A 23,453-nucleotide genomic window follows, 5' to 3' on the forward strand; every position below is an offset into this window, starting at 1 on the left:
TCCTCGTGGATCTGTTGCGACGCAGGACGATCGAGGTCCGTCGGCCTGCGGAAACCGGTGCTCCGATCATCATCGAAAATTGCGCGACTTCACGCGGATCGATGGCTGCGCATCGTTCCGTTCGAGTGCTGCATCGATCGTCAGATCGGGGATGAAGATGTCTCGTGGCCCTCTTCCGAGTTCATCTTCCCTGTTCGACGATCGCGCCGGACGATCGCGCATGTCCGGCGACCCACCGTGCCGCGCCTCGTCTCCGCGCCCGGTAGGCAGCTTGGTCAAATCGAGATCACCGATCCGACGCAGCATCGGCGAGAGATCGGTGAGTTCCTCCGCGATCAGATGCACGATCCGCCCCTGGCGTTGAACGCGACCCCGACAACCCATGAGGCCCGCCGTCAGGACGAGCGAACGCTGGCGCTCGAAGAGAGCGGGCCAGACGATCAGGTTGGCGATCCCGGTCTCGTCCTCGAGGGTGATGAACATGACGCCCTTGGCCGAGCCCGGCTTCTGACGGATCAGGACGATTCCTGCGACCTCGATCCGCGACCCGTTCCACCAGCGGCCAAGGTCGCTGCAAAGCCTGCGACCGGTCCGGGCCAGTTCCTCGCGCAGGAAGCTGAGCGGATGGGCCCGCAACGACAGGGCCGTGGCGCGATAGTCCTCCGTGACCTCCCGGCCGGCGGTCATGGGGACGAGGGCGACATCGGGTTCGTCGAGTTCCGGGCGCAGCTTTCCATCTCGTGCGTCGGCGGCCGCGAACAGGGGCAGCGGCTCGTCCCGCAGACCTCGGATCGCCCAAAGCGCGTCGCGTCGGGGCATGTCGAACGCCGACCGGAAGGCGTCTGCGGCGGCGAGCCGGCGCAGAGAGGTCGCCGGAACACCTGCACGCAGCCACAGATCGTGGATGGACGCATAGGGGGCGTCGCCGCGGGCGATGACGATGCGGGCGCCATGCAGATTGGCCAAGCCTCGCGCCATGCGCAGACCGAGCCGGACCGCGAGGTAGCGTCCGCCTTCGTTCCGTTCGAGCGTGCAGTCCCAATCCGATCGGTTCACGCAGATCGGCCGCACTGCGACCGCGTGCTCCCGGGCATCGCGGACGAGCTGGGCAGCAGCGTAGAAGCCCATGGGCTGGGCGTTCAGGATCGCGCAGCAGAACACATCCGGATGGTGGCATTTCATCCAGGAGGACGCGTAGGCGATCAGAGCGAACGAGGCCGCGTGGCTCTCCGGGAAGCCGTATGAGCCGAAGCCCTCGAGCTGCTTGAAGGTGCGCTCCGCGAAGTCCGGCGCGTAGCCGTTGTCGATCATGCCGGCGATCAGCTTGTCGCGGAACTTCGTCACGCCCGCGGTAAACTTGAACGTGCCCATCGCGCGCCGCAGCTTGTCGGCTTCGGACGGGGTGAACCCCGCGGCGACGATGGCGACCTGCATCGCCTGCTCCTGGAAGAGCGGAACGCCGAGCGTCTTGCCGAGGACACGCTCGAGCTCCGGCGTCGGATAGGTGACGGGTTCGATGCCTTCGCGCCGGCGCAGGTACGGATGGACCATGTCGCCCTGGATCGGGCCCGGGCGGACGACGGCGACCTCGATGACGAGATCGTAGAACGTCCTCGGCTTCATGCGCGGCAGCATGGCCATCTGCGCGCGGCTCTCGATCTGGAAGACGCCGATCGTGTCGGCGCGCCGGATCATCGCGTAGGTCCGTTTGTCTTCAGACGGGATCGAAGCGAGATCGTGCGGATCGCCTTTGTGCTCCCGGAGGAGGTCGAAGGCCCGACGCATGCAGCTCAGCATGCCCAGGCCGAGGACATCGACCTTCATGAACTTCAGGGCTTCGACGTCGTCCTTGTCCCATTCGATCACCTGTCGGTCGACCATGCTCGCCGGCTCGACCGGCACGAGCTCGTCGAGGCGGTCGTTGGTCAGGACGAAGCCGCCGGGATGCTGGGAAAGGTGCCGGGGCGTTCCGATCAGCTGCCGGGCGAGATCGAGGGTCAGCCTCAGGCGTCTATCGGCGAGATTGAGGTTGAGCTCCTTGGCGTGCTTCTCCTCGACGCCGTCGGCCGACCAGCCCCAGACGAGCGAGGCGAGGGCGCCGGTCAAGTCCTCGGGGACGCCGAGCGCCTTGCCGACCTCGCGCACGGCTCCGCGCGCCCGGTAGCGGATGACCGTCGCACAGAGAGCAGCCCGATCGCGTCCGTAGGTCTCGTAGACCCACTGGATCACCTCCTCGCGGCGCTCATGCTCGAAGTCGACGTCGATGTCGGGTGGCTCGCGCCGCTCCTCCGAAATGAAGCGCTCGAACAGCAGGCCTTGGCGGACAGGATCGATCGAGGTGATGCCGAGGACGTAGCAGACGGCGGAATTCGCGGCCGATCCGCGCCCCTGGCAGAGGATATCGCGGCTTCTGGCGAAGCGGACGATCGAATTCACCGTCAGAAAGTACGGCGCATAGGCGAAGCGCTCGATCAGGGTCAGCTCGTGGCGAAGCTGCATTGCCACCGCGTCCGGCACTCCTGCCGGATAGCGCCGGCCAGTCCCCGTCCAGACGAGCTCCTCGAGCGTCTCCTGGGGGCTCTTCGACGGATCCTCGCGTTCCTCCGGATACTGGTACGTGAGTTCGTCGAGGCCGAAGCGGCAGCGCTCGACGATCTCGAGCGTGCGCTCAAGCGCGTCCGGATGGGTCGTCATGAGGCGGTGCATCTCCGCCGGCGGCTTGAGATGCCGGTCGGCATGGGCATCCAGTCGGAAGCCGGCGGAGTCGAAGGTACAGCCCTCGCGGATGCACGTGACGACGTCCTGCAGCAGGCGACGCTCCTCGGCATGGTAGAGGACGTCTCCGGTGGCCACGCAGGCGACGCCAGCCATGCGGGCGAGCTCCGCCAGCCGGGCGAGCCGGGTGTGATCGTCCTGGACGAAGCGTCGGGTCAGGGCGCAGTAGAGCCGGTCGCCGAAGACCGATCGCAATCGCCCCAGATCTGGTAGCAGGCGAGGGGAAACCGGATCCGAAGCGAGGACGATCGCCACCAGCCCTCCGCTCCAGGCGAAGACATCCTCGCTGGTCAATCGGCAAGCGCCTTTGCCGGCCGCCCGCTTGCCGATGGTCAGGAGACGGCAGAGCCGCCCGTAGGCCGCCCTGTCGGTCGGGTAGACGAGCAGGGGGGGACCGCCCTCGGGATCAAGGCGGCACCCAACGACCATGCGCGTGCCGGTGACCTTGGCTGCCTCGTGGGCACGCACGATGCCCGCGAGCGATCCGCGGTCCGTCACGCCGACAGCTTCGATCCCGAGAAGAGATGCGGCCGCGAAGATTTCCTCCGGAGAGGATGCGCCGCGCAGGAACGAGAAGTGTGTGGTGGCCTGAAGCTCGGCGTATCTCACCCGAACACCCCGTGCAGCCACCAGCGCGGGCCGGCCTCCATCGGACCATCGCGAAAAAGCCAGTAGCGGCCGCCGCCTTCGACCTCGACACGGTAGTAGTCGCGCAGCGATGCCATTTCGCCGTCGGCCCGCCACCACTCGCCGCGGACCCGTTCAGGCCCGTCGGCACGAACGACCCGGTAGCGCCGGCCGCGCCAGGTGAAGGCCGCGGGCGGCGCATCCGGCATCATCGCGATGGCGGAGACCGGCTCGGGCGGATCGACGAGGAGTGGCGGCCGGGCGAGCCCTTCCGGCCAGGACGAAGCGTCGTCCGGAGCCAGGGCAGCGACGCGGCGCACGGAGCGTTCGGGCACCCGGCTCTCGACAGGTACGGCCCGATAGAGCCGGCCGGCGCCCATGCGGGCCGCATGGCGGTCGACGAGTACCGACAGGTCGGGCCGCGAGCCCGGGTCGGTGCTTCCCGGCATTCCCTCGACCTGTACGGCAGCGAGAGGTTCGACTTCGGCGGCCGTCAGCATCGCCTCCTCGATGCCATAGCCTGGATCGACCGCCGGTAGACGCGCCTTCAGAAGGCGTGACAGATGGCTGGGCTCGCGGGTGGCTGCCGCGGTTCCGATGCATATCGCCCTGACGCCGCCGTCGATTCTGGAGAAGGCGAGATCGAGCCGGCGGACTCCGAGACCGCGGCGGGCGAGCTCGGGGATGAGAGCGTCGACAAGGTCGTCCGTCACGCGTTCGAGCGTCTCGGCAGCCGAGATCGGTTCGGCGAATGCCCTGCGCACAACGACGGCATCCGGAGGTGCGATCCAGGCGATCGGCTCGTGCGCGTGACCCAACGCCTGGTCGAGGCGACGCAGGACGGCGTTCCCGAGGCGGCCGGCCAGCGGCCCCCGTGGCACCGCCGCAACCTGCGCGATCCGCTCCAAGCCGAGTTCGCGCAGTCCGGCGGCGGCATCCGAGGTCAGCCGCAGGGCCTCGACCGGAAGCCCGGCGAGAGCCGCCGTCATCCCGCCCGGTGGCACGATCGGCACCGAGCCTCTCGGCGCATGGCGCGCGACGGCCCAGGCCGCTCCGGGCGTATCGGCCACCGCGAGGCGGACGGCGCAGCCGCCGCCGCGGAGGCGGGCTGCGAGGGACTTCAGGAGCGCAGACTCGCCGCCGAACAGATGGGACGAGCCTGCGACGTCGACCCAGATCCCGGTCGGCGGATCGGCCGCGACCAGTGGACCGCACCAGAGGCTCCAGAGTGCGAGCCGCACGAGCGCGGCCTCGTCCTCCTCGGGCCTGCCGTCGACGACGACGAGGTCGGGTACGAGTGCCTGCGCATGGGCAATCGTCATGCCCGGCTCCAGACCTGCGGCCCGGGCCGCACGGCAGACGGCCGCCACGATCCGCGAGGGACCGTCTCGGGCAGCCGTGACCAGAGGCCTATCCCGCGGCGGCGCCGTACGATCGTGCTTGCGGATGCGGTCGGTCGGCCAGGTCGGCAGGAAGAGCGAGACGACCCGCCTCATCGCAGGCCTCGAGCACCCAGGAGGAGGCAGCCGTACCAGCGGGAGCGCCCCGGCACCGTTCCAGGTCTACGCACCATCGGGCACGGCCGAAACCGGGGTGCGAACCCGGCACCGACGGCCGCGCGCCTACCTTCCAGCGAGATGCCGCGGCACTCGCGGCGAACACCGCCGTCGGTCGCCGGCCGAGGCGACGGAGAAGAAATACCGTCGCTCCTGATCCCTCGGCCGCGAGCTGAAGGCGTCGCGTCGCGACGAGCCCGATCTTCGCCACCTCCGCCACGACGGCGACCAGTCCGCCGAATCGCGCGCCCTCCTCGACCAGCGGTAGCAGCGCCGCATCCCGGGAAGGTTCCGCGTAGAGGACCCGCTCGGCTCGAAGACCGGCTCCCGCAAGGGCAGGGGGGAACGGCGCCTTGGAAGGCATGCACCACAGAACCTGTCCGTCCAGCCGTGCCAGGATGCCTGCAACGAAGAGGGTGCATGCCGCAGCGTCCGAGAGATCGGAGCTGTTCGGGACGACCTCGTGGACCGCTCCGAGTCTCAGCCCGCGTCCGGGCAAGGCGGAGTCGATCGGATCGAGGCCGAATGGGAGAGTGGCGCGGCCGCTCTCCCCGCCCGGGCAAGCGTGCTCCAGCCGCTCGATGCGGTCGCGGAGGCAGGCAATATCTCGCGCCCGATCGAACGACATTCACAGAACACCGGCTCCGGAGATCGGCGGATGGGGCGCGTCGTCAACGCGCATGCACAGCGCCGTCGAGGCACTTGCACCGGCATCCGAATTTGAGAACACAACGTGAACAGACAGCCGGTTCCGGCGCGGGTCAATCGATTCGAGACCCGGAGGCCGAAATCCGATGTGAGGCGATGTTGAAAGTTCGGGAAACGACGAGTGCCGGCAAGGCGTTACCGCTTCCATTCGACGGATGGTCGGGATGCCGTCTTCGATCTGACCGGCCGACTGGTCGAGCGGCAGCGCGAACTCAGGTCGCATGCCGTCGACGTGGCGCGCCGACTGATGGAGCGACGTGCCTCTGGCGTAGACTGGTCGTGCTGGACCGTCGAAGTCTATGACGCTACCGGGCGCTGCGCGATGTACGTGCCGTTCGTCGAAGCTTGCCGCGGGCCGAGGCCTCGATAGCCCCCGTCGCGAGCGTATCCCCTTGTCGACGACGTGGTTTCGAAACCCGACATCTTCGAATGGTGCAGATGAAGCACGATGGGAGGAAAACCTTGTCGGTTTGGGTCGATGAGCTGGCATTCCTGAAGCCGAACCGATAAATGGGCGCTCTCTCCTAAGATTTCTTCGGAATCGCGGTATCTATATGATGACTAGCCGAAACTCGGCAATCTTATAGAGTAATTCTTGATCTCCTTCCTCCAGTCAAAATAAGTAAGCATCAGAATTAACTTGTTACCAGGATGGAAATCGATACTTTGCCATCGAGTATTTCGAATATACCATCCCGACGTCGGCGGGGCTGAAGCTGAACTATGGCTGTCGCCGTCGGAACCCACGCCTACTCGCTAGGGACCTCGCCATGCACCGGGCTGGGGCTCTCCTGGACGGCGAACGAACTGGATGAAGCGATCGAGGGCTCGGTCGCCGCCGTGATCTTCGACGATGCAGGAAACGCCAACATCGCGACGTTGCTCGCGGGGCTCGCGGAGACGCAGTTCGAGCAGGCCGGTATCGCGGAGATCCTCCGGACGCCAGGAGGCTTCGAAAGCTGGCGGGTCGGCGAGGCGATCGCGGAGACGTATCTGACGGATCATCGCGATTGCACGTTCCCGTGGCCCGACGGCCGGGACGAGCGGAAAAGCGGTTCGTCGCTGCCGGGAGCGGACCTCGTCGGCTTCACGACCGACGCGCAAGGGACCTGCTTCGCGTTCGGCGAGGTCAAGACCTCGAGCGAGGACAAGCATCCCCCGGGAGCGACCTATGGCCGGACGGGCTTGAAGCAGCAGCTGGAGGACCTTCGGGACAGCGCGAGAATCCGCACGGATCTCATCCGCTACCTCGGGCATCGCGCATCCGGGGCGGACTGGTTACCCCGGTTCAGGGACGCAGCTCGGCGCTATGTGAGGAACGGCGCCGACTTTCGGGTCTACGGCATCCTGATCCGCGACGTCGGTCCCCACGAGGACGACCTGCGCGTTCGCGTCGCCGCCTTGAACGAGGGTTGTCCCGCCGGAACGGGCATCGAACTCCTATCCGTTTACCTTCCAGGTGGTAGCATCGACGAGCTCGTCGCGAAGACGCAGGCTGCGAAGCCGGAGGGGAGCGCATGACCGTTTCCCTGGCGGCTCTCGAGAGCCTGTCGGCCCACTGGGCCGTGGGCGCAATCGATCAGGCCGATCGAAACAGAGCTGCAGCGCTGGTCAACGAGCGGCTGGCCGTGCGTGCGGTCGGCCATCAGATCGCTTTCGACTTCACCGAGCAGGCGGGAGACGACGAGCTTCTCGACCGCCTCGCTCTCGCCTACGAGATGGCGGCCATCGAGGGCCTCGATGCGTTGAGCCGTGCGTCAGGCGGAAGCGAAGTCTTGCGCTCCCAGTGTGTCGCATCCGCCTATCGCGCGTACGACATCCGCCGTCTGCTGCCGGCCCCCGATACGACGCTCGAGCGCATCCACCACGTTCTGCAGATTTCGGCACTCGCCTATTGCGGAGAACGCTGGTCCGACCTGAGACGTTGGTACCAGGAGAGCCCCGCAGCCTTGGTGTCGCCTTCGATCGCCGATGTCGCGTGGGACGAGCGCCTGCTCTTCCGGATCTTCGAATGTTGGGTACGGCTGTTCCGCAAGGATGGCTGGAACGACCTGCACGCCATCCACGAAATCATCGCCGGCCTTCGCAAGGACCAGAAGGAACACGAAGCCGCAAGCCTGAAGACGGGATCCGACGCGGCCGATCGGGCGACCGCCTTTCGGCTCATCGCCCTGTACAACTGGGCCAAGGCCACCGAGGTCGTGGCGGAGTACATCCTGCAGGGCGGTGCGCAGACGGTCTTCGGCCAGATCGACAAGAACTTCGAGGCAGCGATCGCCGCAGCGGCAGCCGCCGGCGATCCGCAGCACGAGGTCATGATGCGCTGGCTGCATGCAGCCGCCCGCATCATGATCACGAGTTCTCTCTGGTGGGGAACCCGCACCGTAAACTCGCGCGTGACCGATTTCGTGCGAGCCCTGACGCGGCGCGAACACCAGGCGATGTTCGAATTTCTGCCACCGCAACGGGCGGCTCTTCTGGAGGAGGGGCTTCTCGACCAGGCGAAGACCGCGATCGTCGTCGACATGCCGACATCGGGCGGAAAGACGCTGCTCGCCCAGTTCCGCATTCTGCAGGCGCTCAACCAGTTCGACGTACAGAAGGGCTGGGTCGTCTACGTCGCGCCGACCCGCGCGCTCTCGGCGCAGATCACCCGGCGGCTCAGGCGGGATTTCGAGCCGATCAACATACGGGTGGAGCAGCTCACGGGCGCCATCGAGGTGGACGCCTTCGAGGAGGAGCTCCTGTCCGACCTGGAACGCCCCTTCAGCGTTCTGGTCGCAACACCCGAGAAGCTGTCGCTCGTCATCCGCAACAAGAAGGTTTCGCGACCTCTTGCACTCGCAGTCATCGACGAAGCGCAGAACATCGAAAACGAATCGCGCGGCCTTCGCATCGAGCTGCTTCTAGCGACCATCAAGCGGGACTGTCCGCACGCGAACTTCCTGCTCCTCATGCCGTACGTCGAGAGCGCCGGGACCCTGGCAAGATGGCTTGCGCAGGACGTGAGCGCAGGGAAATCGATCAGCCTGAGCACGTCCGCCTGGAAGCCCAACGAACGCATCATCGGTCTCTATCGGGCGGCTCCCGACAACTCGGTGACTGCCGGCTGGAGGCTCGAGTTCGAGACATTGACGGTTACGGAGAAGGCCATGCCCCTCCGCGGCACGCATCGCGCCGGCGGCGTGAAGCCGATCAACGTGCCGAAAAGCAAGGTGCTCAACGGAACGCGACAGATCGGACTCGGTCTCCAGACGGCGGCAATGGCCACCGTGATGTCGGGGCGTGGCACGAGCATCGGCGTTGCAAACCGGATCGACACCGTCTGGAAGATGGCTCGGCATTCCGCGGCGGCTCTGCCCGAGGTCGAGGACCTGCCAAGCGAGGTACGCCTCGTGCAGGATTTCCTACGCACGGAGGTCAGTCCGGAATTCGAACTGATCTCGATGCTCGCCCATGGCGTCGGCGTCCATCACGCCGGCCTGTCCGACGAGATCAAGACACTCATGGAGTGGCTCGCGGAAACCGGCCATCTGCGTATCCTCTGCGCCACTTCGACCATCGCTCAAGGCATCAACTTCCCGGTCAAATCGATCTTTCTCGCGTCGCGGTTCGTTCCGCAGAGCGGACGTTCAGTCGAGATGTCACCGCGCGAGTTCTGGAACCTCGTCGGCAGGGCAGGGCGCATCGGCCAGGACAGCGTCGGCGTCGTCGGCCTTGCCGAAGGCGAGGGGCGACGCGACCTCATCGAGTACGTCGGTCGGAGCACGGGCGCGCTCGCTTCCCGTCTCGTCTCCTTGCTCGACGAGCTGGAAGCAAGCGGGCGGCTGCACGAGCTTCAGAGACACATCTACCACCCGCAGTGGGTGGATTTCCGCTGCTACGTCGCCCACCTTTGGGCCGAGAAGAAGAACCTCGATGCCGTGCTCGCCGAGTCCGAGCAGCTCCTCCGGCAGACGTATGGCTACACGACGTTGAGGAACGATCCGGTCGCGCGCTCGAAGGCCGATACGCTTCTCGAGGCCACCCGGAGCTACGCTCGCAACCTCGCCGAAAACCCGGGCTTCGCCGATTTGGCGGACTCGACCGGCTTCTCTCCCGAAGGTGTCCGCGAGGCCATGAAGGGGCTCCGCAATCTCGAGGACAAGCTGACCCCCAGCGATTGGACGCCGGAGAGCCTGTTCGGGGCAGGGGGTAAGATGGCCGAGCTGTTCGGCGTGATGCTGCAGGTTCCACAGCTGAAGGAGGGCCTTTCAAGCGTGAGCGGCGAAGGCTTCGACAACACCCATCTTTCGAACATCACAAGGGATTGGGTGAACGGGCAACCGCTCGAGGAGATCGCGCGGAGATATTTCGCCACTGGGGAGGGGGGATCGGACACCGATGCCCTGACCAACGCGTGCAAGGCGCTATATCGGGCCATCGTCAACAATGGCACCTGGGGGCTTTCGGCCTTGAGCCGGGTATCCGGCCTGGACTTCGACTCTCTGCCCGAAGCGGAACGGCGGCGCCTCAACGCGCTACCTGCCATGATCTACCACGGGGTCCGGACGGAGGAGGCCGTGCTGATGCGGATGAACTCCACTCCACGAAGCGCGGCGGAGACACTCGCCGGCATGTATCGCTCGGCCGTGAAGGGCGACAGGGCCCGGTACTCGGTCGGACGGGCGCGGGCCTTCTTGAACGGCATGACCACTGCCGATTGGAACAGGAGCCGTCCCGACGGGGCGGCCCTGACCGGCGAGGACTACCGTAGCGTCTGGCGGGTACTGTCGGGCGAGGCCAGCTAGAAGCGCCGAACCCAGGTGCCGGGCCGCCACGGCTGGAGCCGACCACACCGGGACGCCAGGTGCCCGGTCAGGGCGAACCGGCTCCGGAGCCGCTGCGATCTCCGAAAGCGTCGCTTCCACCGGTCCGAGGCGGACTTTCCGGATCCGAGCCGCGCCCTTGCTGCCCCTCGATGGACGACGTCGGGCCGATGGGAACGGCATGAGGGTGACGGCGCTGGAAGGTCCGAACGGCATCCATCCCGTAGGCTGACGTATTGACGTTGTAGATACGCCGGATACATTTGGCGGCATGCGGAAGGGATCGATATCAGGCTCGGATAGCGCGGAGGCTGCGGTAGCGGTCGCCGAGCGACCGCCTGCCACCGACCCGAAGGGCAGCATCAACATGCGCATCGATGCAGGCACGCGTCGCCTGATCGACGATGCCGCCGAGGTGATGGGCAAGACCCGAACGGAGTTCATGATCGAGACCGCCCGAAGGGAGGCCATCGACGTGCTGCTCGACCAGCGGCTCTTCACGCTCGAGCCCGCGCGCTACGATGCCTTCGTCAGATCGCTCGACGAGCCGCCCGCACCGGGACCGAAGCTTCGCGCGCTCCTTCGTCGGACGCCGGTGTGGGGCAGCTAGACGGCGATCGGGACATACCCGAGCCACCCCTTTCACCACCCGTTCCGCTGAACGCTGCGCACGACACCTCCGGGTTCGAGTGCGGCGAGCCCGTCCTCGATGCGTGGCTCCGGACCAAGGCGCTGAAGAACGAGGGTCGCTTCTCGCGCACGTACGTCGTGTGCCGGGCCGATCGCGTCGTCGCCTACGTATGCATTCTTGCAGGTGCCGTCGATCGTGCCGAAGCCCCGGGAGCGATGAGGCGGAACGCGCCGTCGGCCATACCCGTCTCGATAATCGGTCGGCTGGCGGTGGACCGGCGAGAGGCGGGCAGGGGGCTCGGCGCCGACCTCCTGTCGGACGCCCTGCGCCGGATAGCCATCGCCTCGCAGAGCATCGGCATCGGAGCCGTCCTGGTCCACGCCAAAAGCGAGGAGGCCAAGACCTTCTACCAGCGCAGGGCCGAGTTCCTCGAATATCCGGCATCCAGCCGGGCCCTCTTCCTGCCGATCGATACGTTGATCGCGGCGTTCAGCTGAGAGTCGGAGAAACAAGCCTTTGGGTGATGCGAAGCGGCGCAGGCAGCAATGCTCCGAATGGCCTCGTTCGGAGAGCCATCGGGACGTCGTCGACCTGCACATCCTGCCTCCGGTCGCGGAGATCGATGGCGAGTTCATCCGCCGCCTGACCGGCAACGACGACATTCCGTCCGCGCAAGAGGTGATCCTGCGCGCCTTTCGCGCGGTGGCCGGCGAGCGCACCTTCCATGCCGGCTTCTGCCTCGGAGACGGGCAGGTCTTCAGCCCCATCGGCATCGCCGTCATCGAGCGGCTGATGATGGAGACCCCGGGGGCGGCGCTTCATGTCGTCCCGATCGTCGACGAGGACATCGCGTGGGACATCGTGCTGCGGCATCTGCGAACCTTCGCCGGCAAGGTCCTGCTGTTCGCATTCCCCGATTCCGACATCTACGATGCCGGGACCGCCGAGATCTCGTACTCGCCGGACATCCGCCAGTTCGATGACGAAGGGCGCTTGCTGCGCCGATCGACGGCCGCCCAGCGTCACAGGATCCGCGAGCGGAAGGCCGCCATGCTCGGCCGCCCGTCACCGCCGAGGTTCCTCCCGGTACCGGGCCAGCCTCCGGAGGATGCGCCCTGGATCTTCCGCATCGGTACGCCGGCGGGGAAGGTGATACGGGCGGCGGTCTGGAACGGCCGCCGAAACTATGCGCACGAGATGCCGGACCGAATTCTCCACTTCGTGGGAGGCGACAGGATCGCGGTCGTGCAGGTCGACAGCCCCGTGGGGGTCGACCGACGGTCCTCGCTCGATCTGACGCACCATCTCGCCGCCGACTTCGACGGCGTGATCCACTGGGCGCGCGACACGGCGACCTTCCGGTCGATCCTTGGATCGTTCATCCGGCTCGATCTCGAATCCGTTCCGCCGCCGGAGCTGCCCGAGGATTGGGATCCGGAGGTCACGTTCTTTCCGGCGAACCCGAGCGGCGAGAAGGACCTGCGATGAGGCCGCGCGGGAATCCGGCCGTTGCCTCCGACCGCCCTATCGAGATCTCGGGCGCTTCTCGATCGAACCTTGGTATCGTGGAAAGCGGCCAGGCCACCGTTCGGTCGTGTCGTCGTCGATCCGGAAGCCCAGAGGCCGCAGGCTCCGTCTCGAGGCGCTGCAGCGATTCGACCACCGCCGCGTCCTGACCGCGATGATTTCAACCGCCAACATTGCAGATATTACGGCACGCAACTCGATGAGCTTATATAACAACGCCATTGATTCGATAAATATCGGAGTCCAGGATTTCGAATCCTTGGATCCTCGAAGACTTGTGTCAGCGATTAGAAATATCCAAGCTGGCACTATTCTACTGTGCAAGGAAAAACTTCGACGACTCTCACCGGATGGCGAGGTGCTTCTGAAGCAGAAGATCGAGCCGGTCGTCGCGGCAAACGGCGTGATGGTCTTCAAGGGGATAGGCAACAAGACCGTGGACGTCCACGGCATCAAGGAGAGGTTCAGGACGTTCCGGATCCCCCTCGAATGGAAGCCGATCGAGAAGATGACGGCGATTCGGAACGAGATGGAACACGCGTACTACCAAGGTCGGCCCGAACTCGCCCGCGAAGCCGTCTCCGGTGCCTTTCTGGCGATCCGCGAGATCCTGGTCCGCATCCTCGAAGTGGATCCCGGCACGGCGCTCGGCAAGGAATGTTGGGCTGCCCTTCTGGAAAACCACGAGCTGTTCGAGCAGGAGGCTCAGGCCTGCCGCTCGTCGGTGGAAGCGGTGCGGTGGAGAACGGAGAGCGCGCTCGCTGCCTCCAATGAATTCGCCTGCGTCGAATGCGGCTCGATGCTGGTCAGGCAGCGCGACCCCGAAAACGAGAAGCAGGAGAGCGCCGCGTTCTCCTGCGCCGCCTGCGGCACATCTCTCGAAACCGAAGCTCTGATCGCCGGCGGCCTCGAGAAGGCCCTCTACGCCGACTGGTATATCGCCATGACCGACGGTGGGCCGCCTCCGGTCGCATGCTGCCCGGAATGCGATCACGAGACCTTCGTCGTCGACGACGACACGTGCGCCGCCTGCGGGTTTACTCCGGGGGACAACCGCACCTGCGAAGTATGCGGGAATCCGTTGAGCTTGGACGATCTCCGGGAAGGCAACGGGCTCTGCAGCTATCACCGCCGCTACGTGGCCGATTGACCGCGTCGGTCTTGCTGGAAGTCCGGGTTCCGCCGCTCGACGGCGTCCGATCGAGCCGCTCGATACCTCGGCCGGCGAGCTTGGCACCGAGAGCGCCATGGCTCCGGCCATGGTTTTCACCGGACCGTTAAAAATCGTGGCCGGCGATCTCGGCGTAGTAGCGGCTGTCGCGTTCCGCCTGCAGCTCTTCGAGCGATACGGGAACGAGCCCGAACTCGAGATTGTACATCGGCATCTGCCATGCATCGAAGAGCAGATGGGCGTGCTTCTCCTCCGCTATGTCGGTGAAGAGCTTTTCCCGATCCAGGCGTTCGAGAAGCGTCCGTGTGAGACGCCGACAGTCGTCGAAGCACTGCCGGTCGACGAATTCCAGCTGCCCCCAGATCTCGGCAACGGCGAGCAGGCCGGCCGGCGCGAAGATCCCCAGCGCCGAAAGGGCCTCCGCCGTCCGCAGCGCCGGCGCGCTGCCGAACATGCCCTGGGTCGCAAGGCCCCTCGGTACGCTCCACCCTCGAACGCCGTCCTCCTGGGCTTCGACATCCACGTAGAGGCGGCTCTCCCGGCTGTAGATCTCCCAGTTCGGCAGGATGAATTCGCCGTACTCGCCCTCCACGAAGTGCGCCTGGCGATGGCTGTCGACGTAGTCTCGGAGTTGGTCGACGTCGACCGGTTTCCATGAGACCGCGTTCGCATAGATCAACCGGGCCAGGTGATCGTAGAACCATCGCACCATGGGTCCGACGCGCGACCCGATGGATTTGCGGGGACAGCGTACGATGTCCAGAAGGATCAGGATCTTGGCCGCCTCCTCCTCGGCGTGCCCTTCGAGGATGTTCGCTTCCCGGGGGCAGTCCTGGAGCTTGCGCGATGCCGCCCACAGTCCCTGGGCGCTCCCGAGGATCAGCGGCAGACCTTCCGCAATGAAGTCCAGGCGATCCGCGAACGGCATGCCGCAGAGAAGCTTCGCCTGATGCAGACCGATCTCGAGCTTGCCCAAGGACGCTTCCTTCCAGAAGCTCGGCTCGCCGCGACCTCGACGCGGGACCGAGGCCTGCATCCTAGGATTTCGGCGTCCGAACGGAAGTGGACAGTCTGCCGATCCGCCCAGGGAGGAGTCGCCACTCCGATTGCCCGGCCCTCGGCGGACTGCTGTCGGGACGCTGTCGTGGCGCGCCTGGTCCCGACGGCCCTAGCATGCCACCTCTTTCGGAAGTCGCGGAGGCTGCCTTGATACCGGATGCAACGACGCTCCGTCCCGAGATCCTGGCCATTTGGGTCAGGTCGATCCGGACGACGATGAACTGGTCGCAGGAAGCCTTGGCGGCGGCGGCCGGCGTGAATGTCAGGACGGTGCAGCGCGTCGAGAAGGGCGAACCTTCGACCATCAACACCCGTCGGGCTCTTGCGCGGGGTCTGGGCTACGACGACTTCGGCGTCTTCGACGATCCGAGCTTCGTGCAGACCGTCGAGGGGATGCTCGATACGATCGGCACGGCGAGCAGGGAGGCCTCCGGACGGCAGCATCCCGACCACGTTCCGGTCGAGATCAGGCCGGTCCAAGGAGGGGCCGATCTGGAACAGCTCGTCGATCGTGCGCAGGCCATCGTCTTCCACTGCGAGGACCAGGCGCCCCGACCGGCTCGGGAGAGCGTGGCCGCGATGTTCGACCTGATGGGCGACCTGAAGGACCTATGGGTCGAGATGTCCTTCGGGCAGCGGCTCGGATACCGGGACGATCTCGCAAGACTGAAGGACGAGATCGAGGGCCACGGCATGGATCTATACTGGGCCCTGAGGCCGACGAGATTGGTCGGCGAAAGCTGGACCGACAAGACACCCGTGTCGACGACCATCGGCTATCTGACGATCGTGTCGAACGAGAAGAAGCTCACTTCGATCATGGTCCCGCGAAAAATCATGTAGCTTCGACGCATGACGACCGACGCCGAGTACATCGCGCACTACCAGCCGGATAAGCTCTATACGCACCCGGCACCTGCCGGGGCCTACGCGACGATCGTGGGAGAGAGCGAGGAGATCCGGATCGGCGAAGTCGCGGTGACCGCCCGCTGCAGGATCGCGGTGACGGCTTTCCATGTGAAGGATCGGGGCGACTACGGGCAGTTCAAGATCAGGAAGCTTCTGTTCCACAAGACGCATGGCTGGCGCGAGGACGGCGCCGTCCAGGTCAATCAATTCCAACTCGCGCAGATGAGGGAATTCCTGGCGATCCTGTCGAGTCTCGATCTCGGCGAGGCGCAGAAGACGCGCGTTTCCTTGGAGAACCTTCACGTCGGGGCGCTTGGAGCGTTGCTGTCGAGCGCGAAGGGAGCCGAGCTGATCGACGCGTTGGCCGCGAGCCCCGACCTGCATGTCGATATCTACGCCGTCGGCACGAAGCGCAGCGCACTCCGGGAGTTCGAGGATCTGCTTCGGGATCCGGAAATTCCGGAGGCGACGTGGCAGGCGTTCTTCGAGCGCAATCCCTGGATCTTCGGCCACGGGCTCAACTACGTGTTTCTCGACAAGGTTGCCCCGAAGCTCGAGGCATCGACGACGGGTAGTTCGTTCGATCGGTCCGGCAAGCGGGCCGATGGGCTGATGATGACGAGGGCGGAGGTCAGCCAGTACGTCCTCGTGGAGATCAAGAGGAACGCGACCCGTCTTCTACAGGGCAGGCCCTACAGGTCCGGATGCTGGAGCATCTCGGACGAACTCGCGGGAGCCGTCGCGCAGGTCCAGAAGACCGTCTTCGAATTCGTGCGCCATCGCTTTCGCGACGAAGGCAGGAACGCCGACGGTTCTTTCACCGGCAACTTCGTCCACGCCGTCGAGCCGCGGAGCTATCTCGTCGTCGGAACGCTCGATCAGGTTCGGGACGACCCCGACCAGATCGCGAGCTTCGAACTCTTCAGGCGAAACGTGCGAGCGCCGGAGATCCTGACGTTCGGCGAGCTGTTCCATCGCGCCCGCTGCATCGTCGAGAACGTCTCCCGGCAGCCGGCCCGCTGACGGCGACAGGTCTCGGACGATCCTCCGGCACCGGCCACGTTCGATCGACGACGCATCGATCGGCGAGGTCGTCGCAGATGACCGACTTCATCGTTGCTCCGAGCGGGCAGTCCCCCGGCCTCGTCAGTCCGAACGCCGACGAAACAAACGAGACCTGAGACGGAATCGCGAAAACGCGACGGGCGCCCCGCCGCCATGGGGAGAGGCACCCGGGTCGAAGCTTAGTCATTCGTGTTGCCTGGGCCCTACAGCCAAGCTCAGCCGTTAGGCGCATCCTGTCGGTCGGAAATGCGTCGCCAACGGTGCAAATTCGGCCTTGCGGTGTGGCATTGTGCGCACAAGCAAGTGAATTTCCACCGAAAGGGCATATTTCCCGCAGAGCAGCGAAGTGTAAGGTCGCAGCTTCGAGTCGGGTCGCCTCGTCCGGGCTGCGTTTCGAGGAGTGTCGCATGGGTCGCCCGCCCGACGGCGTGATGGCTTACAGCACGTCTTCCCCGGCTTCGGGACGCTCCCGCACGCCTCATGAGGGCAAGGAACCGGCGTCCAAAGCCTCGGAAAAGGCCGCCGCCAACCCGATGATCTCGCCTCAGGAGCTTGCGAAGCTCGCCGAGGACGACTTCAAATCGCCCGAAGACATCAGGCTCCTCATCGAGCGCCGGAAGGCGGAATTCGATAAAGAGTGGGTGATCGACCCGAAAAGCGAAGATGACTTCGACCCCCTGACCCGGTAAGCATCCTGCCCGCATTTCAGCGGACGGAAACGACCGGGGGTTACTGGTGGCGGGGCTGGGAGTCGTACGCGGCTTTCACGGGACGACTGTGAAAGCGGCACAAGCCATAATCGACGGAAGCCTCAATCTCAGTACTCGCCCGGCTTCCTGGCTCGGTTATGGCCGGTACTTCTTTCAGGACGCACCCGACTACGCACGGAAGTGGGCCGAGATGACCGCGGGTCGGGCCAGCCGCGGCAACGAGGGCGGCCCCGCGGTCCTCGCCGTCGATATCGACCTCAGCCGGTGCCTGGATCTCGCCAGCGGAGCCTATTGGAGCTTCGTCAAGCAGGCCGCGAACCAGTACAGAGCGCCCAAACGGCAGCTCGGCCCTCTATCGATCTATCTCGATGCCGGCATCTCGAACAAGGTCGCGCTCGGACGGAACTTCGAGGATTGCGACATCATGAACGCGGTCGTCGAGAGCCTGAAGAGGCGCATGCAGTCTCTCGGCGGCGACATCACGACGGTGCGCTCGGCCTTCATCGAAGGCACGCCGATGCACGAGACGTCCTGGCTGTTCTCGAATTCGTGCATCATGCTCTCGGTACTGGAGAAGAAGGCCTTCGTCTCCGCCTTCGAGCAGGTGATGTAGCTGGGCTTCACCCCGGTCCGGCATCCTGCCGTTCCTTCGCGAGATCGTATCGGGGCATCCGGGCCACCGCCGGCATCATGACGTCGACGGGAAATCGCCCGTACCGTTCGCCTTCCGTGCGCGGGGCATGCCCCTGGATGGCATCCAGCAATGCGCCGTCGATCCCAGCGCGGCGGCCGACGGTCTTGAAGCGGTGCCGCCAGCCGTGGTTCGGATCGACGCCCGGATCGTCGACGCCGATAGAGCGGACCCAGGCAGCGAGGCGCTCGCCCACTTTCTTGTAGATCGGGTGCGCGGCCTGCCCGTTCCGTCCGCGGGCCGGGTCGTAGAACAGCGGCCCCGGCCCCCGTTCCTTCGCGAATGCGAGGAAGCCCTGCTCGACGAGGTGGGGATGGACCGGGACGTCGCGCCATTTCCTGTTCTTCACGCTGCCGGCCTCCGGGGTGATGCGAAGGAACGGGATGCCGTTCTCCACGCGCACGTCGCTGCCGCGCAGCTGCGTCATCTCGTTGACGCGCGCGCCGCCGTAGGCGCACAGCCACGGGATCCAGCGGCGCGCCGCGGCATGCTCGCGGGAGAGCCTCGTATCCTGGGGAGCCAGGGAGGCGCGAAGGATCGCGTAGGCCTCTCCGTCGGTGAAGTCGCGGTCGCGCGTCGTCGGCTTGTCCGGCACAGCGACGACGATGTCGGCGGCCGGGTTCGCGGTCATGCAGCCCTCGGCGACCGCCCAGTTCATCAATGCCTTCACGGCGGCGACGTATGCGTCGCGCACGGTCCGCGGATCGCGACCCGAGGCGAGGAGGTCGCGCTTCCACCCGATCAGGTCGTCGCGGGTCACGAGCTCCAGATCGTCGGTGCCGCAGGCCTCCTCGAGGGCCACGAAGACCCCCGTCCAGCGCTTGACCGTCGAAGGAGCGAGTGCGGCATCCTTGGCGTAGGCTTCGAAGGTGCCTCGCCAGGGGGCGGACTTCCGGCTCGAAGGAGCGGTCGGCGGCGGTTCGGGCGGCCCTGGTAAGGAACGGGCGATGCCGGCGGGTGTCTCGTCCGATGCCGCAGAGGCGAGGGCGCCCGCGGCACGACGAAGGAGCGACCAGCGCTCTTCGACCTCGATGGCCGTGAGCAGATACTGCGTGCGCGCGACCGTCGGTTCCTTCGTCCGAAGGCTCTTTCGTTCCTCCGTCCGGCCGACGAGGAAGAGCAATTCCTTCGGAACGCGACGGCGGAACCAGTACGTATGGGTCTTGGGGTGACGCCAGGGGCGGGAGATGCCGAGCACCATCTGTGTACCACGCGCGTGTACCACAAAGGCGCCGAAACAGCCCCATGTGGGGCCGATTTGTCTTTAAAATCAATGACTTAGGTTTTTAATGGCGGAGAGGGAGGGATTCGAACCCCCGATGGGCTTGCACCCATGCCGCATTTCGAGTGCGGTGCATTCAACCGCTCTGCCACCTCTCCAATCCTGGCCGCCGAGCGGGCACGCTGGGCTGTCGAAGGCCCATGCCGGGATCGCGCCGGCCCCATGGGGCGCGGCGAGGGCCGGGTGATAGCGGAGGGGACTGGGTCTGGCAAGGCGAACCTGGGCCACACGCGCTCGGCTTTTCACCAGCCCCCGCCATGAACAGGATTCGGAGGGCGCACGGCGCCATCCACAGCCTTTGAGGGGTCGGATTAACCCCTCGTTAACCGCGCTGGACTGTTCTGGATCCGTTCTCAACGCGAGTCGGAGAGGGACCATGACCGAAGCCATGATGCGCAGCAGCGCCGTCGCCACCGCGAGCCCGGTGGAGGAGATCGCCCAGGCCTATCTCAGTACCGCCGAAGGCGATGCCGCCGTGGCCCTGCGCCGCGCGATCACCGATGCGTTGTCCGACCTCCTGGAGGCCGAGCGGCGCTCCCGCGAGACCGGCCGGATGATCTCCCGCGGCTACGTGCGCCGGCCGGGATAGAGCGGCCCGGCCGCCCTGAAGACGCGGCCCACGAAACGGGCGCCGCCTCGGCACGTTGACCTCCCGGCCGCGCCACACGCTCGATCAGGAGACGCCATGAGACGGATGCTTTTGGCCATTGCCGCGCAGCCGCTGCTGGCCGCACCGGCCCTCGCGCAGAGCGTGCCCTCTGATCCGACCACGATCAGCCTCGGCGGATTGCAGACGAACCCGCCGGGCGCGGCGAACACGCTCACCAATCCCGGGCAATTGTCGCTCGGCGGCCAGACGAGCGCGGCCGGCGGCGGTGGATCGGGCGGGGCTGGGATTGCCAGCTCGGCCGCCAATCCCGGCCAGCTCGATTTCAGTCGGACCAACGGCACCGGCGGGGCGCCGTCGGGCGGCGGCGCCGGCATCGCGTCGAGCTCGGCCGCGACGTCGCAGACGGACGACGCGTACCTGTATCCGCTCTACGGCAAGCACTTCTGACACGTAGCGGTCAGGTCTTGGGGGTGAAGGTGCCCGCCGCGCGCAACGCCTCGGTGACGCCGCTCATCGTGATCTGCACCCCGACGCAGAGCAGGATGAAGGCCGCAAGCCGGGCGATGACGCGAATGCGCGATTTGCCGAGCAGGTCGGTGATCCAGTCGGCCCAGCTATAGGTGAAGCCGATCGCTGCCGCGATGGCGAGCGCCGCGACTGAGGTGCCCGTGGCAAAGGCCGCGAATTCGGCACCGCCCGATGGCCGGTTCGAGCCGAGAGCGATCGCCACCGCGATGGAGCCCGGCCCCGTCGTCAGCGGCAGGGTCAGCGGGAAGAACGCGATGTCGTCCTGGCCCCGCGCATCCTCGGCCTGGGCCTGCTTCTTGTCCTCGTTCCGTTCCGGCGCGTTCAGGAGGTGCCAGCCGCTCGCCGCCACCACCAGGCCGCCGGCCACGCGGAGCGCCGGGATCGAGACCCCGAAGAAGTCGACGACATAGGCACCGATCCAGAGCGAGGCGAGCAGCACGATCGCCGAGTAGACCATGACGCGCCTGGCGAGCAGCGTCCGGTCGGCATGCGTCCGGTCGCCGGTGATCTGCGCGAAGATTAGCGCGCCCCCGAGCGGATTCACGATGGAGAACAGCGCCGAGGCCGCCGCCAGAAAGCTTTTCGCGGCTTCGATCCACCACATGGCGACGGTCCGGTTGGTTGGGTGGGATGAGGTAGAGGAGAGCGTGGGTGAGGCGCAAGGACGGGGGTGCGGTCGCACGGCAGATCCCCGTCATTCCGGGGCGCCGGAGGCGAACCCGGAATCCACCCGTGATGCGGGGCGGGGGCAACTGTGGCGGCCAGTCGTGGATTCCGGGTTCCGCTGCGCGGCCCCGGAATGACGGGGGAGGACAGATTACGCGTTCAGCTGTTCGTAGAGGTCGGCCCAATCCGGGTTAATCGCCTCAATGAGAGCGAGTTTCCAAGCGCGCCGCCACTTCTTGATCTACTTCTCCCGAGCGATGGCCTCGTCTATGCGCTCGTGGACCTCGTACCAGACCAATCGATCGATATCGTATCGAGACGAGAAGCCGGGCGTCGCCTTCGTTCGGTGCTCCCAGATGCGTCGAGCTAGGTGGCTCGTCACTCCGAGGTAGAGAGTGCCGTCCCGCTTATTAGCAAGCAGATAAACGGCCCCCCAATACGTCACCACTGTCATTCCGGACCCGGGCAGCGGGATCCGGAATCCACGCGTGATTCAAAAAGTTTCGAGCTCAGTCATGGATTCCGGGTGCCGCTGCGCGGCCCCGAAATGACTAACAAGGAGAGCCGTGCCTTACGATCCCTGCGCGCCCGTTACCCGCCACACCGCCTTCCCCACATCATCCGTCACCAGCAGTGCGCCGCTTTTGTCGAGCGTCACGCCCACCGGGCGGCCTTGGGCCTTTTCGTCGGCGTCGAGGAAGCCGGTCAGCACGTCGAGCGGCTTGCCGGAGGGCTTTCCGTTCTCGAAGGGGACGTAGATCACCTTGTAGCCGCTCTTCGGCCGGCGGTTCCACGAGCCGTGCTGGGCGACGAAGATGCCGCTCTTCCAAGTCTCGGGGAGGGAGGATCCCATCGAGAAGGCGATGCCGAGGGACGCCGTGTGGGTGCCCACCGCATAATCCGGCGCGATCGACTTCGAGACCCGTTCGGGGTTCGGCGGCTGCACGCGGGCATCGGCAGTGTTGCCCCAATAGGCCCAGGGCCAGCCGTAGAAGGCGCCCTCCTGCACATGGGTGATGTAGTCGGGCACGAGATCGCTGCCGATCTCGTCGCGCTCGTTGACAACCGTCCAGAGGGCGCCGGACTGCGGTTCGAGGGCGAGGCCGTTCGGGTTGCGCAGGCCGCCGGCGAACTCGCGAAAATCCTTCGAGGCGATGTCGTAGACCCAGATCGCCGCGCGGCCTTTCTCCTTGTCGAGACCGTTCTCGCCGACATTCGAGTTCGAGCCCACGGTGACGTAGAGCTTCTTACCATCGGCACTAGCGATGACGTTCTTGGTCCAGTGGTGGTTGATGCCCGAGGGCAGGTCGACGAGCTTTTCCGGCGTCGCCGTGATCTCGGTCTGCCCCTCCTGGTAGGGCACCTTCACCAGCGCGTCGGCATTGGCGACGTAGAGGTCGCCGCCGACCAACGCCATACCGAAGGGCGAAGCCAAGCCCTTGAGGAAGTCGTGGCGCTCCTCCGCGACGCCGTCGCCATCCTTGTCGCGCAGCAGGGTGATCTTGTTGGGGCTCGGCACGCCGGCACCCGCCAGCGTCTTGACCTTGTCGGCGACCCAATCGGCGATGCCCGTGGAGGGATCGTCGGTCTTCGGCTTGTTCGTCTCGGCGACGAGTACGTCGCCATTCGGCAGCGTGACGACCCAGCGCGGATGGGTGAGGCCGGTGGCGAAGGCCTGGACCGCCAAGCCCTGAGCCGGCGTCGGCTTGGCGCCGTTCTGCCAACCGACGACGCGGGCGATGTTCACCGTCGGCATCACGGTGCCGTTGGGCGGCGGCAGCGTCGGGCTCGCGCCAATGCCGGCCGAGTAATCGAGCGTGGCCTGCTCGGGGAACAGGATGAACTTGTAAACGGCGGCACCGCCCAGGAGTACCACGGCAAGGGCCGCAAGGCCGGCTTTCGATCCTGTCCGCATCGGGATGTGCGCTCTGCTGCTAGGCGACGCGAGAGGCGCCGCCGACGGCCTTCAACGCCGGGAGCGTGGATCAGTTCGGGGGGCAGGGGATTTTGGGACGGGCGAAACGCTCGCCCGTCATTCCGAGGCTCGCGTCGAGAGAAGCCGGAATGCACTCGTAGTGCCCGCGTACAGCGCGGAAGGAGTATCTAGTCGTGGATTACAGTTTCTCCTTC

At 66.0% G+C, this 23,453-nt stretch carries 19 protein-coding genes, 1 tRNA gene and 1 pseudogene; 13 read left to right on the forward strand and 8 right to left on the reverse strand.

Features of this window, described 5'->3' with window-relative positions:
* Positions 1-69 precede the first annotated feature (69 nt).
* Entirely contained in the window at positions 70-3,384 is a 3,315-nt protein-coding gene (locus tag GGR33_RS17845; protein WP_183507651.1) for an error-prone DNA polymerase, read from the reverse strand.
* Complete coding sequence (locus GGR33_RS17850) at positions 3,381-4,898, reverse strand: DUF6504 family protein (protein ID WP_183507652.1); 1,518 nt, start codon at positions 4,896-4,898, stop codon at positions 3,381-3,383. The genes GGR33_RS17845 and GGR33_RS17850 overlap by 4 nt, the downstream gene beginning before the upstream one ends.
* A gap of 889 nt (positions 4,899-5,787) precedes the next feature.
* Here GGR33_RS17850 and GGR33_RS26590 point away from each other — a divergent pair.
* From GGR33_RS26590 to GGR33_RS17880, 7 genes are all read left to right on the forward strand, one after another.
* Complete coding sequence (locus tag GGR33_RS26590; protein WP_425488795.1) at positions 5,788-6,036, forward strand: DUF6894 family protein; 249 nt, start codon at positions 5,788-5,790, stop codon at positions 6,034-6,036.
* Between the two features lie 353 nt (positions 6,037-6,389).
* Positions 6,390-7,187 (forward strand): hypothetical protein, encoded by a 798-nt coding sequence (locus GGR33_RS17855; protein WP_183507654.1) that lies wholly within the window; start codon positions 6,390-6,392, stop codon positions 7,185-7,187.
* The gene (locus GGR33_RS17860) at positions 7,184-10,456 is read left to right on the forward strand and encodes a DEAD/DEAH box helicase (protein WP_183507656.1); all 3,273 of its coding nucleotides are present in this window, start codon (positions 7,184-7,186) and stop codon (positions 10,454-10,456) included. The genes GGR33_RS17855 and GGR33_RS17860 overlap by 4 nt, the downstream gene beginning before the upstream one ends.
* Positions 10,457-10,745: 289 nt before the next feature.
* Entirely contained in the window at positions 10,746-11,084 is a 339-nt protein-coding gene (locus GGR33_RS17865; RefSeq protein ID WP_183507658.1) for a type II toxin-antitoxin system TacA family antitoxin, read from the forward strand.
* Between the two features lie 236 nt (positions 11,085-11,320).
* Complete coding sequence (locus GGR33_RS26445; protein WP_343068560.1) at positions 11,321-11,602, forward strand: GNAT family N-acetyltransferase; 282 nt, start codon at positions 11,321-11,323, stop codon at positions 11,600-11,602.
* 19 nt (positions 11,603-11,621) lie between these two features.
* The gene (locus tag GGR33_RS17875; RefSeq protein WP_183507662.1) at positions 11,622-12,593 is read left to right on the forward strand and encodes a hypothetical protein; all 972 of its coding nucleotides are present in this window, start codon (positions 11,622-11,624) and stop codon (positions 12,591-12,593) included.
* A 106-nt stretch (positions 12,594-12,699) separates the two neighbouring features.
* A complete protein-coding gene (locus GGR33_RS17880; RefSeq protein WP_183507664.1) occupies positions 12,700-13,782 on the forward strand; it encodes a hypothetical protein in 1,083 nt (360 codons plus the stop codon).
* 127 nt (positions 13,783-13,909) lie between these two features.
* Here GGR33_RS17880 and GGR33_RS17885 read toward each other — a convergent pair whose 3' ends face one another.
* Positions 13,910-14,779 (reverse strand): hypothetical protein, encoded by an 870-nt coding sequence (locus GGR33_RS17885; RefSeq protein ID WP_246413212.1) that lies wholly within the window; start codon positions 14,777-14,779, stop codon positions 13,910-13,912.
* Positions 14,780-14,976: 197 nt separating this feature from the next.
* Between GGR33_RS17885 and GGR33_RS17890 the strand changes: the two genes are divergently transcribed.
* From GGR33_RS17890 to GGR33_RS17905, 4 genes are all read left to right on the forward strand, one after another.
* The gene (locus tag GGR33_RS17890; RefSeq protein ID WP_281381180.1) at positions 14,977-15,705 is read left to right on the forward strand and encodes a helix-turn-helix domain-containing protein; all 729 of its coding nucleotides are present in this window, start codon (positions 14,977-14,979) and stop codon (positions 15,703-15,705) included.
* 9 nt (positions 15,706-15,714) lie between these two features.
* Entirely contained in the window at positions 15,715-16,794 is a 1,080-nt protein-coding gene (locus GGR33_RS17895; protein ID WP_183507668.1) for a Shedu immune nuclease family protein, read from the forward strand.
* 449 nt (positions 16,795-17,243) lie between these two features.
* Positions 17,244-17,525 (forward strand): hypothetical protein, encoded by a 282-nt coding sequence (locus GGR33_RS17900; RefSeq protein ID WP_183507670.1) that lies wholly within the window; start codon positions 17,244-17,246, stop codon positions 17,523-17,525.
* Positions 17,526-17,736: 211 nt separating this feature from the next.
* Positions 17,737-18,159 (forward strand): hypothetical protein, encoded by a 423-nt coding sequence (locus GGR33_RS17905; RefSeq protein ID WP_183507672.1) that lies wholly within the window; start codon positions 17,737-17,739, stop codon positions 18,157-18,159.
* A gap of 7 nt (positions 18,160-18,166) precedes the next feature.
* Here the strand turns inward: GGR33_RS17905 and GGR33_RS17910 are convergent, their stop codons facing one another.
* The gene (locus GGR33_RS17910) at positions 18,167-19,438 is read right to left on the reverse strand and encodes a DUF6538 domain-containing protein (RefSeq protein ID WP_210302060.1); all 1,272 of its coding nucleotides are present in this window, start codon (positions 19,436-19,438) and stop codon (positions 18,167-18,169) included.
* Positions 19,439-19,527: 89 nt separating this feature from the next.
* Positions 19,528-19,617 (reverse strand) — tRNA-Ser (locus tag GGR33_RS17915).
* A 278-nt stretch (positions 19,618-19,895) separates the two neighbouring features.
* Between GGR33_RS17915 and GGR33_RS17920 the strand changes: the two genes are divergently transcribed.
* Complete coding sequence (locus GGR33_RS17920) at positions 19,896-20,108, forward strand: hypothetical protein (RefSeq protein ID WP_246413213.1); 213 nt, start codon at positions 19,896-19,898, stop codon at positions 20,106-20,108.
* 96 nt (positions 20,109-20,204) lie between these two features.
* On the forward strand, positions 20,205-20,576 hold the full coding sequence (locus GGR33_RS17925) for a hypothetical protein (RefSeq protein ID WP_183507674.1): 372 nt from the start codon (positions 20,205-20,207) through the stop codon (positions 20,574-20,576).
* A gap of 10 nt (positions 20,577-20,586) precedes the next feature.
* Here the strand turns inward: GGR33_RS17925 and GGR33_RS17930 are convergent, their stop codons facing one another.
* The 3 genes and pseudogenes from GGR33_RS17930 to GGR33_RS17940 all read right to left on the reverse strand — a co-directional run bounded on the left by GGR33_RS17930 (position 20,587) and on the right by GGR33_RS17940 (position 23,238).
* Entirely contained in the window at positions 20,587-21,261 is a 675-nt protein-coding gene (locus GGR33_RS17930) for a MarC family protein (RefSeq protein ID WP_183507676.1), read from the reverse strand.
* 213 nt (positions 21,262-21,474) lie between these two features.
* A pseudogene (locus GGR33_RS17935) lies at positions 21,475-21,777 on the reverse strand (GIY-YIG nuclease family protein).
* Between the two features lie 117 nt (positions 21,778-21,894).
* Positions 21,895-23,238: a PQQ-dependent sugar dehydrogenase gene (locus tag GGR33_RS17940; protein WP_183507678.1), complete on the reverse strand. Its 1,344-nt coding sequence runs from the start codon at positions 23,236-23,238 to the stop codon at positions 21,895-21,897.
* Positions 23,239-23,453 lie beyond the last annotated feature (215 nt).

This window comes from Methylobacterium brachythecii (assembly GCF_014196345.1).
Lineage (GTDB): Bacteria > Pseudomonadota > Alphaproteobacteria > Rhizobiales > Beijerinckiaceae > Methylobacterium > Methylobacterium brachythecii.

Coding starts and splice junctions, on each gene's coding strand:
- GGR33_RS17890 (WP_281381180.1), top strand. CDS start 14,977: ATGCCACCTCTTTCGGAAGTCGCGGAGGCTGCCTTGATACCGGATGCA.
- GGR33_RS17940 (WP_183507678.1), bottom strand. CDS start 23,238: ATGCGGACAGGATCGAAAGCCGGCCTTGCGGCCCTTGCCGTGGTACTC.
- GGR33_RS17850 (WP_183507652.1), bottom strand. CDS start 4,898: ATGAGGCGGGTCGTCTCGCTCTTCCTGCCGACCTGGCCGACCGACCGC.
- GGR33_RS17865 (WP_183507658.1), top strand. CDS start 10,746: ATGCGGAAGGGATCGATATCAGGCTCGGATAGCGCGGAGGCTGCGGTA.
- GGR33_RS17910 (WP_210302060.1), bottom strand. CDS start 19,438: ATGGTGCTCGGCATCTCCCGCCCCTGGCGTCACCCCAAGACCCATACG.
- GGR33_RS26445 (WP_343068560.1), top strand. CDS start 11,321: ATGAGGCGGAACGCGCCGTCGGCCATACCCGTCTCGATAATCGGTCGG.
- GGR33_RS17925 (WP_183507674.1), top strand. CDS start 20,205: ATGAGACGGATGCTTTTGGCCATTGCCGCGCAGCCGCTGCTGGCCGCA.
- GGR33_RS17930 (WP_183507676.1), bottom strand. CDS start 21,261: ATGTGGTGGATCGAAGCCGCGAAAAGCTTTCTGGCGGCGGCCTCGGCG.
- GGR33_RS17860 (WP_183507656.1), top strand. CDS start 7,184: ATGACCGTTTCCCTGGCGGCTCTCGAGAGCCTGTCGGCCCACTGGGCC.
- GGR33_RS17895 (WP_183507668.1), top strand. CDS start 15,715: ATGACGACCGACGCCGAGTACATCGCGCACTACCAGCCGGATAAGCTC.
- GGR33_RS17905 (WP_183507672.1), top strand. CDS start 17,737: ATGACCGCGGGTCGGGCCAGCCGCGGCAACGAGGGCGGCCCCGCGGTC.
- GGR33_RS17900 (WP_183507670.1), top strand. CDS start 17,244: ATGGGTCGCCCGCCCGACGGCGTGATGGCTTACAGCACGTCTTCCCCG.
- GGR33_RS17855 (WP_183507654.1), top strand. CDS start 6,390: ATGGCTGTCGCCGTCGGAACCCACGCCTACTCGCTAGGGACCTCGCCA.
- GGR33_RS17920 (WP_246413213.1), top strand. CDS start 19,896: ATGACCGAAGCCATGATGCGCAGCAGCGCCGTCGCCACCGCGAGCCCG.